The 8,857-nt window shown below is 57.3% G+C and carries 8 protein-coding genes and 1 pseudogene; 3 read left to right on the plus strand and 6 right to left on the minus strand.

Annotated elements, in window-relative coordinates:
• Window positions 1-36: 36 nt before the first annotated feature.
• The 3 genes from ATY80_RS28420 to ATY80_RS28430 all read right to left on the minus strand — a co-directional run bounded on the left by ATY80_RS28420 (window position 37) and on the right by ATY80_RS28430 (window position 3,964).
• Window positions 37-1,110 (minus strand): polysaccharide pyruvyl transferase family protein, encoded by a 1,074-nt coding sequence (locus ATY80_RS28420; protein ID WP_088695604.1) that lies wholly within the window; start codon window positions 1,108-1,110, stop codon window positions 37-39.
• 355 nt (window positions 1,111-1,465) lie between these two features.
• Window positions 1,466-2,242, minus strand: a complete 777-nt coding sequence (locus ATY80_RS28425) for an endonuclease/exonuclease/phosphatase family protein (protein ID WP_245306951.1) — start codon at window positions 2,240-2,242, stop codon at window positions 1,466-1,468.
• Window positions 2,243-2,446: 204 nt separating this feature from the next.
• Window positions 2,447-3,964 (minus strand): phospholipase D-like domain-containing protein, encoded by a 1,518-nt coding sequence (locus ATY80_RS28430; RefSeq protein WP_088695606.1) that lies wholly within the window; start codon window positions 3,962-3,964, stop codon window positions 2,447-2,449.
• Window positions 3,965-4,183: 219 nt separating this feature from the next.
• Between ATY80_RS28430 and ATY80_RS28435 the strand changes: the two genes are divergently transcribed.
• The 3 genes from ATY80_RS28435 (at window position 4,184) to ATY80_RS28445 (ending at window position 6,773) form a co-directional block, all read left to right on the plus strand.
• Window positions 4,184-5,140 (plus strand): DUF72 domain-containing protein, encoded by a 957-nt coding sequence (locus ATY80_RS28435; RefSeq protein WP_088695607.1) that lies wholly within the window; start codon window positions 4,184-4,186, stop codon window positions 5,138-5,140.
• 99 nt (window positions 5,141-5,239) lie between these two features.
• Window positions 5,240-6,061 carry a nucleotidyltransferase family protein gene (locus ATY80_RS28440; RefSeq protein WP_245306952.1) on the plus strand — a complete coding sequence of 274 codons (822 nt, stop codon included), beginning with the start codon at window positions 5,240-5,242 and terminating at the stop codon, window positions 6,059-6,061.
• Window positions 6,054-6,773, plus strand: a complete 720-nt coding sequence (locus ATY80_RS28445) for a metallophosphoesterase (RefSeq protein WP_088695608.1) — start codon at window positions 6,054-6,056, stop codon at window positions 6,771-6,773. The genes ATY80_RS28440 and ATY80_RS28445 overlap by 8 nt, the downstream gene beginning before the upstream one ends.
• Window positions 6,774-6,819: 46 nt before the next feature.
• Here the strand turns inward: ATY80_RS28445 and ATY80_RS28450 are convergent, their stop codons facing one another.
• The 3 genes and pseudogenes from ATY80_RS28450 to ATY80_RS28460 all read right to left on the minus strand — a co-directional run.
• Complete coding sequence (locus tag ATY80_RS28450) at window positions 6,820-8,139, minus strand: sorbosone dehydrogenase family protein (protein WP_088695609.1); 1,320 nt, start codon at window positions 8,137-8,139, stop codon at window positions 6,820-6,822.
• On the minus strand, window positions 8,136-8,582 hold the full coding sequence (locus ATY80_RS28455; protein ID WP_088695610.1) for a DUF2231 domain-containing protein: 447 nt from the start codon (window positions 8,580-8,582) through the stop codon (window positions 8,136-8,138). The genes ATY80_RS28450 and ATY80_RS28455 overlap by 4 nt, the downstream gene beginning before the upstream one ends.
• Before the next feature lie 161 nt (window positions 8,583-8,743).
• Window positions 8,744-8,857, minus strand: a pseudogene (locus ATY80_RS28460) (IS5/IS1182 family transposase); the annotation flags it as partial.

Consider the following 8,857-nt stretch of genomic DNA (forward strand, 5'->3'; position numbering starts at 1 on the left):
GTCAGCGGCGGAGAGCAACGGTTCGTCATTGATGCACTAACAAACGACATGATCCAGATAGATCGATGAATTGGCGCGCAAGATGGAAATGCGCCGCGCGATCGCAGGCTCCAGGGGACAGTCAAGTACCGTTTCGAGCTGCGGGGAGACACAAGCCTCGACTATTATGTGTCGCTGGGCGCCCACGATTTCTGCCAAATCGCGCAACTTGTTGCTGCGGTAGTCGGACAAAACGCAGGCAAACGGCTTCTCATAAACGAGAGAAAAGACGCAACCGTGGAAGAAATTGGTCACCACGGCTTTCGCCGATGCGATGAAGGCGGCAAACTCATTTGGGCCTGCATCGATCCATTGCCGGTCTGCCCAGTCGTTTCGATAGCCGATGCTGATCAGCCGATAAGCTCTCCTGTCAGCCCATTGGCGAACCGCCTTCTGGAACCAGCTCGGAAAACCATGACCATAGACGGCCGCATAGCGCCCGTTGCCATCGTTGCGCGTTGCCAGGATCGGCTGCGGGAACTGCAGACATGGATCAAGGGCAAGCTCTGGCTCAAGGGCAAGTGCTTCACGAATGAGCCGAGCCGAATTCAGATCGCGCACGCAAATGCGGGAAAATCGTCGTAATCGGTCGCCCCAAAGACCCTGCAGTCGCACATGCGATGCGAAATTGCCGAACGTCGCGGCATAGGAAACCAGATGGTCGGTGCTTAACCCTTCTCCATAGAAGACGGCGCATCCGCCATACCATGGATGTTTCAGGTTCCAGACCTCGTCGCTGCCAACGATCACAAGCCGAAATCGTCCCGCCTGGGCTGGATCGTCGAGCGGAAATGGAGATGAAAGCGGCAGCTTTTTTATCGCGGCGAAGAACTTGTGCATCTTTTTCTTGTACAAGTCGTAATCTTGAAACGACGTCCTTATCGGAAGCAATGGACTGAGCGCACAGCGCCATTCCGCCCGATCTGACCGCGGAGAGCGATAATCGAGAAGAACCGCGTCCGCGCCCATCGCGGCCAATCCCTCCACCAGACAGCGCGCTTGCCAGTACGACCCGTAGTTGATGCAGCGGTGAAACGTCAGTACGCCGACATTTCCGGTGCGAGCTTGCATCCCACCACCTGGGTTCATGACATGAAGAGATTGGCTTCTGGCCGGTGAACTTCTGGCCGGTGAACTTCTGGCCGGTGAGCTTCTGGCCGGTGACAAGGGAACAAAATCAGGCATCGTGCTCTCAATTGGGAAAGAGCAGCCGTCGTCGGAAAGCCGCGGCGAACTGCGTTCTCATTGCCCACGGGACGAGGGTCGAACCTTGAGGGAAAAAAATTGTTCCCGATCACGATGCCTGCGCCAATGCGCTATGCATTTTCACTGCCAACAAGCCGAGGCCAGTCGGGCAAGTCACGCGTGACATCGCAAGCCGCTAAAGATCGGCATCGAAGGGTTGGCTCGGCAAACTGGTTTTAATCTAGCTGTGGCCAAGATCGATGTCGGCAACAAGCGGCAGATGATCCGATGCCAGTCTCGTGGTGCGGTTGCCAATGACGCTTGAGGCAGCGACTGCAAGATCGGCGCTCACGAATATATGGTCGAGCCGCATGAGTGGAAAGCGCGACGGAAAGGTCGCTCTTGCTGTCTGATGGCAGGCAAGTTGGGCATCCTGCAACAGGCGTGTGGCAAGACGGTAGGCGGCTGATGAGGGAACTGCATTGAAATCGCCGCAGAGGATGGCTGATGCTGGATTGCCGCCGTCGCGACCCAGCCACGCCGGCCCAAGAAGCGCGCTCATTTGCTGGATGCGATCGCGCCGCCGAAGGCCGAGATGCGTGTTGACGACGAGCAGATTGCGGTTGGCAAACATCACCTCGACGCAAAGCGCGCCGCGCGGCTCTCCCAGCGAAGGCAATGGCCCGGCCTTGACGGTGCGTGCCGGCAGAGCCGTTATGATGGCATCGCCATATTGCTCTTCGGCAATCGTCAATGCGGGATTGAAATGAGCTTCCATCCTAAGCAACGAGGCGATGATGGCGGCCTGATCGACCCCACCGGTTCTGCGGCGGCGAACATCGATCTCCTGCAGTGCCACGATGTCGGGCCTGGCATCTGCAATGATGGCCGCTATTCGCCCGGGGTCGATCTTTCGATCAGTGCCAGCACAGCTATGCACATTGTAGCTCAGAATTCTGATTGCTTGTCGCTCCCGCTTGCACAAGGAACACTCGCAGCCGGCTAATCGTTCCGCCACGATCTCGCTCCCAATGTGGCTTTGCTTATGTCGATCTTCGTCAGTTTTCAAGTTTCGCAATGGTTGCTTCTTCGTGATCGATCCCCTGCCGATAGCGTTGCGAAGCAACCACGCCTTGCAGTCGAAGCGTGTCGTACCCGGGGGCCCTTGCGAGACCAGCGTTTCTCATTGCACTTTCGTTGGCTCTTGGCTCGCGATAGCGGCTCAATCGGTCCCCTGATGGCATTTGGCTCTGTCTGTTTTCTCATTCGGCTCGCCTGCGCTGTGGTTTTCGGTGTGAGTGAGACCGCTTCCTGGGATCTTGAGAAACGGAAAAAAGCGGTCAACGAGGCGATGAAAAAAGACGCGTACCGATTGTCCGAACGGACAGGCAGGATCGACGATGGCGGTCGCAAAGACCGGCCCCTCCTTTGCATCTGCCGGCACAAACGTTCGCAAAGACCTCGGCTTGACGTTGAGCTCCTCGATCGCCTCAATGAGGGAGCCTTTCCGGCAAATCACCTCCCTTACGGCATCGGCGCTGCAGCCGAGATATTCGGCAACCAGCAAATTGCGCAATTGCGCAATGGCAAGCCGGTGGTCTGGTCGGGATGCCTCAAAAAGAATATCGCATTCGGTATCAAGCCCTTCCGAGCGATGGTTAAGGTTGGAGGAGCCCATGCGCAAAAGCCTGTCGTCGGCGATCTGCAGTTTTGAGTGCACGAGCAATGCAGCGTTTTCGGCGCCCTGGCGAACGACTGGATGAAAGACGCGCAGACGTTTGTGTCGGTCAGCTCGCCTAAGACGTTGAATGATCCTGTCGCGGTTGCCGCCCATGATTTTGTTTTCAATCCAGCCATGAGAGGCGGCGGTGCAGATAATGACGATTTCCGGTCCATTCGGCTCCTGCAAGCGCGCGGCAAGCGCTTCGGCGACATTGAACGATGCCAGATATTGCGTCTCGATATAGAGCTGCCGCTCAGCCATGGCGATCATCTTTCTCGTCAAGAGTAGGCCCTGCCGCAGGCCGGTCTTGAAGAGCGTTGTCGGCTTGCTCAATGCGAGCCTCACCGGCACGTTGCGCAGCGTAACGGCAGGGCCATTCAGCCAATCGGGGGCGCTTTGTTTCGGCAAGGCTTGATATATTTCCCCCGTGGCCTCCTGCCATCGCTGTCTTGCCACTCCCGATATGAGAGCCGCGGCCCCACCCGTCACCATGACCTGCAGATCGTGCAGCGGTTCGTAGGCAACGCCTTCCGTATCGCACCTCAAGCGGTCACGCACTTTGTGACTGCAGGTGTCCCACCGCCGCGACGTCAGATCGATCCCGCCCGTGAACGCCGCGATATCATCCACACAAACGAGCTTTTGATGGTGACAGCCGCGCAGGACAGGTTGAAGGGCCAAACGCAGATCGATCTGGCCACTTTGGGGAAAATTTGCCTTGGTAACGAGATCGAGTGATTTTTCGGAGTAGATCGGACCGAGTGCCCAGATCAGAATCTTGATCTCCAGACCGGGATTGGCCTTGGCACAACTCTCCAGCAACTCGCCGAGGGTCTGTCTTGAGGTTCTTGGTTCGAGGAGAATGTCCGGATTGAAGGCCCATCCGATGATCCATACCCTCTTTCGTGCTCGTCGCAAGGTGTCTGCCAGCTGGGCAAAATAGCGGCTGCCGTTGATCAGAAATGCCGCTTTTTCAGCGGTTCCTTCGAGCTCGATCTCGTCTCTTTCCAACATCATTCCTGATCATGCCTCATCTGGGCATCCGAGCCTGTGGCAGACTAAGCTGCTGAAACAAATACAAAAATCCTCAGCTCTAACGCGTTGCGCTGCTCAAGGTTCCTGACGCGTAGAACTTTGGGCGCAGACTTGCCGGACTTTTGTCTGGAAAGCACGAAGGCGCATGACAGCAAAGGACCACTGCGCGGAACAAGTCGCCTGTCCCACAGTTCCTGTCGCATGGGAAAACCAGGTACGATCAGGATCGGGATCTCGGGATGGACCTATCGGCCCTGGCGCGGCGTCTTCTATCCCGAAGACCTGGCCCAGAAAGACGAACTTTTCTACGCGTCGCGGCAATTTGCTTCGATCGAAATCAACGGAACCTTTTATGGACTGCAGCGTCCTGCCGTCTTTGAAAGCTGGCGGCAAGCGACACCGGACGAGTTCGTCTTCGCGATAAAGGGCTCTCGCTACATTACCCATATGAGAAGACTGGGCGATATCGAAACGCCTCTTGCCAATTTCTTTGCCTCAGGCCTCTTGCGCCTCGGGCACAAGCTTGGGCCAATCCTTTGGCAGTTTCCGGCGCGCCAGCCTTTCGATGCTCGGCTTTTTTCCGTGTTTTTTAAGCTGCTGCCTCATGACACCATTGCCGCGGCACGGCTTGCGGCAAAACATGATGAGCGACTTGAAGGGCGGAATTGGATTGACTGCGATGAAAGAAGGCCCGTACGCCATGCCGTCGAGGTCCGACATCAAAGCTTCGCAAGTTCTGACTTCATAAAGTTACTGCGCGATCACGGTGTTGCACTCGTTTGTGCCGATACGGTCGAGTGGCCTTTGCTGATGGATGTTACCGCCGATTTCGTTTACTGCCGGCTCCACGGCGCCGAAGAGCTTTACGTCAGTGGCTATGACGACACCGCGCTGACTGCTTGGGCCAAAAGGATCGATGCCTGGGCCCATGGCCGCGAACCGACCAACGCCAACCGTGTGCGTCCGCCCTTGAAGCATTCGGCCGACGGTCGTGACGTCTATGTCTACTTCGACAACGACGTGAAGGTGCGCGCGCCGGCGGACGCAGGCGCCCTGGCCGCGAAGCTCGGAGCAGCTTTTGCGCCGTCCCAGCAGCGGCAGGAGACGAAGCGATCGAGATTGATCAATAGGATCGATACGCACGGTCGGGCATCTTGATCGGCAAGACGCCGGCCACTGCCAACCTCGGACCGCTTGTTGAGGAACATCGATCGCTCTCAGGTGTTCCATGATACGATCGTCACTGAAGGACCATCGATGAACACAGGATCAACAGCCGTGCGATCCAAGGCTGCCATCATGAAGGCGCGGGCCATTCCGCAACTGATCGATCCAGATGCTGAGCCTTTCGTTGCCGACGCGATAGCGCAACTCATTGCTTCGGAGATCCCTTTTCTGGTGGCGGGGACCTACGCGGTCAGCGCCTATACGGGCATTTCCCGTCTCACCAAGGATCTGGACGTTTTCTGCAAGGCGGGCGATTGCGCACGCATCCTGAACCACTTCAAGCAGCGTGGTTATGCGATCGAGGTGGAGGACGAACGCTGGATCGGCAAGGTCTGGAAGGGCAAGCACTTCTTCGACGTCATCTTCGCCTCCTCCAACGGCACGATGCCCGTCGGCGAAATTTGGTTCGACAATGCTCGCCAGATCAAATTGTGCAATTGCCAGGTCAAGATTGTCAGTCCCACAGAACTCATCTGGTCGAAGTGCTTTATCCAGTTGCGACATCGCTATGACGGCGCCGACATTGCCCATGTCATTTTGAGGGCGAGCAAAGACATCGACTGGGCTCGGCTTCTTGGATACCTCGAGGTTCATTGGGAGGTGCTGCTCATCCACCTTCTCAATTTCCGTTGGATCTACCCGACAGAGCGGGACAAGGTGCCCCAATGGCTCATGGACGAGCTTATCGATCGCCTCAAGGCACAGTCGCAAATGCCACTTTCTCAAATGCGCATCTGCCGTGGGCGCATGTATTCGCGCGTCGATTACGCTATCGACGTGACCGATTGGGGATTTGCCGATGTCGGCGGTGACGGCAAATTGCGAGGCGAATGGGAGATTGAGGATGACTGACCAACAAAAGCTAAGGGTCGCGGCAATTGCCGATCTGCATGTCAAGGAGGACGACACGACGTCCTACAGGGATCTGTTTGCTGAAATCTCCGGGCTGGCGGATGTCCTGGTCATTGCCGGCGACCTGACGGATCTCGGCAAGCCGAAGGAAGCCGAGCGACTTGCCGCCGACCTTCGCAGTTGCACGCTCCCCGTCATTGCCGTGCTCGGAAACCACGACCACGAAAGTGACATGGTTGACGAGGTTTCGTCGGTTCTGATCGATGCCGGCGTCAAGTTGCTGAACGGCCAACCCGCCGAAATCGACGGCGCTGCTTTTGTCGGTGTCAAGGGCTTTGCCGGTGGTTTCGGGCGCCACATGCTCGGCTCCTTCGGCGAGCCGGCCATCAAAGCCATGGTCGCCGAAAGCGTCGATGAAACAATGCGCCTTGAAAACGCAATGCGCCGAGTCCGCTCCCAGCGGGCCATGGTCGTCCTGCACTATGCGCCAGTTCTGGAAACCGTCGAGGGCGAACCGCGAGAAATCTACCCGTTTCTCGGATCGTCCAGGCTCGCCGAGACAATCGATCGCTTTCCCGTCAAGGCTGTTGTTCACGGCCACGCTCATCGGGGAACCTACCAGGGAAAGACACCCGGCGGCGCGCCCGTCTATAATGTGGCGGCGCATGTCGAAAAGCCGACGGGCAAGCCCTACGCGCTGCTCGAGCTCTGATCGATTTGGCACGCCTTGAATTCTTTGCCTGAAACAATGTCGCCGGTCAGCCGGAGGTGACGCGCCAGACCGTGTTGCCGGCATCGTCGGCAATGATCAAGGCGCCCTTCTTGTCAAGGGCTAGCCCGACCGGGCGCCCGCGTGCTTCATTCTGCGCGCTCAAGAAGCCATTGACGACATCGATCGGCGCACCGCTCGGGTGCCCGTCCCTGAAGGGAACGAAGATGACCTTGTAGCCATTGAACGCGTAGCGGTTCCAACTTCCGTGCTCGCCAACGAAAGCACCGCCGCGAAAATTGGCCGGAAAGCTATTCCCCGTGTTGAACACCATGCCAAGCGGCGCGACATGCGAGCTCAGCGCATAGTCAGGGACGATCGCCTTGGCGACCAGGTCAGGACGTTGCGGCATCACCCGTGGATCAAGGTTGCCGCCATAGTAACTATAGGGCCACCCATAAAATCCACCCTCTTTGACAGAGGTCATGTAGTCCGGGACCAGGTTGGGACCGAGTTCGTCGCGCTCGTTGACGACGGTCCAGAGCGCTTTTGTCTGCGGTTCGAAACTGAGACCGTTCGGATTGCGCAGCCCGTCAGCGAAGATGCGTGAACGTCCGGTTTGGCGATCGACTTCCCAGATCGCTGCACGTCCCTTTTCGGCTTCCAGGCCGTTCTCGGTGATATTGCTGTTTGAGCCGACGCCGACATAAAGACGCTGGCCGTCCTCGCTTGCCACCAGGCTTTTTGTCCAATGGTGATCGATCGGACCGCCTGGCAATTCCGTCAATCGTGTGCCGGGATCGGTGATTTTCGTTTCACCTTCGACATAGGGGAATCTGACAATTGCATCGGTGTTGGCAACGTAAAGGTCGCTGCCCACGAGAGCAACGCCGAAGGGCGAATTCAGGTGATCGAGAAACACTTCCCTGAGGTCTGCCGTCCCGTCACCATTGCTGTCGCGAAGAAGGGTGATACGGTTGACCGGCTCTCCCCCGCCCGTGCCGGTCGCCAACGATTGTACGAACCCCATGATGAGATCCTTGGGCCGTTTTGCCGATGCCTCCGGCGGCGCCATGGATTCAACGACCAGCATGTCTCCATTCGGCAACGTATAAACTGATCTCGGATGCTTCAGGCCGCTCGCGAAAGCCTGAATTTTCAAGCCGGCGGCCACTGATGGGTTCTCATCCTCTTTCCAGCCGACGACTTTTGCCACCCGCATGGGCGGAATGAGGTATTGAGAGAGTGCCGGCAGTTCGGGATTGGGCCCGATTTCGCCAGATGGGTCCGGATCCCTATCGCTACACGAACTCAAGGCGGAACAAGCCAGAAGTGCTGAACCGAAGCAGGTTTTCCATAAAAGATTCATGTGAACCAATCCTCCGACCTGCGGTGCTTTGCAATCGCCCCGCACAGGGCAGCAACAGCTATTGCAGCAGCGGTAAACGCCGAAAGGGCAAGTCCACTTGGAACGACGGATGTCCAGGCGTCACGGCTATGAATGAAGACATTCAACAGCGAGAGGATGAAAGCGATCGTGAGACAGGCGAGGTAGATCCATGAGACACTCAGGCCCAAGTCTATCACGTTGCGAACGACGTCGATGACAACGGTCACCGCGGCGACGATGCCGACCAGCACTCCCGCTGTGAGCAGCCAGACGGAAAAGTTGGCCCAGGTCATCTCCGCGGTTTGCCAATAGACAATATCGGTCAAAAGCGCACCGATAAGACAGGCGGCACAAAAGTGCAGCGGTACGCTGCTCAAGGCCAAGGGAGCCGGACCAGCAGGTACCACGCTTAACCGAGCCATGGTCATGTTCCTTCTGATTTGTTTTTCAAACAATGCGGCCGAAAGAAGGTTCCCCGCAATCGCCGGATGCTCGTGCGGCAAGCAACAGAGAGGCTCAGGCCCATTTTGTTTGGCGAGACCGATTGGGTGTTCATTCTTGACCTGCGCACTAGGCCGTCGACTCATAAACTCTGACACCAGATCCTTGCGGCGACGAGTTTGACAGCTGCGAGATAGTTTTCCGGGCGCTTGTCGTAGCGAGTGGCGATACCTCGAAACTGTTTGATCTTGTTGAA

The sequence above is a fragment of the Rhizobium sp. R711 genome, assembly GCF_002211365.1.
In the GTDB taxonomy this organism is placed as follows: Bacteria; Pseudomonadota; Alphaproteobacteria; order Rhizobiales; family Rhizobiaceae; genus Rhizobium.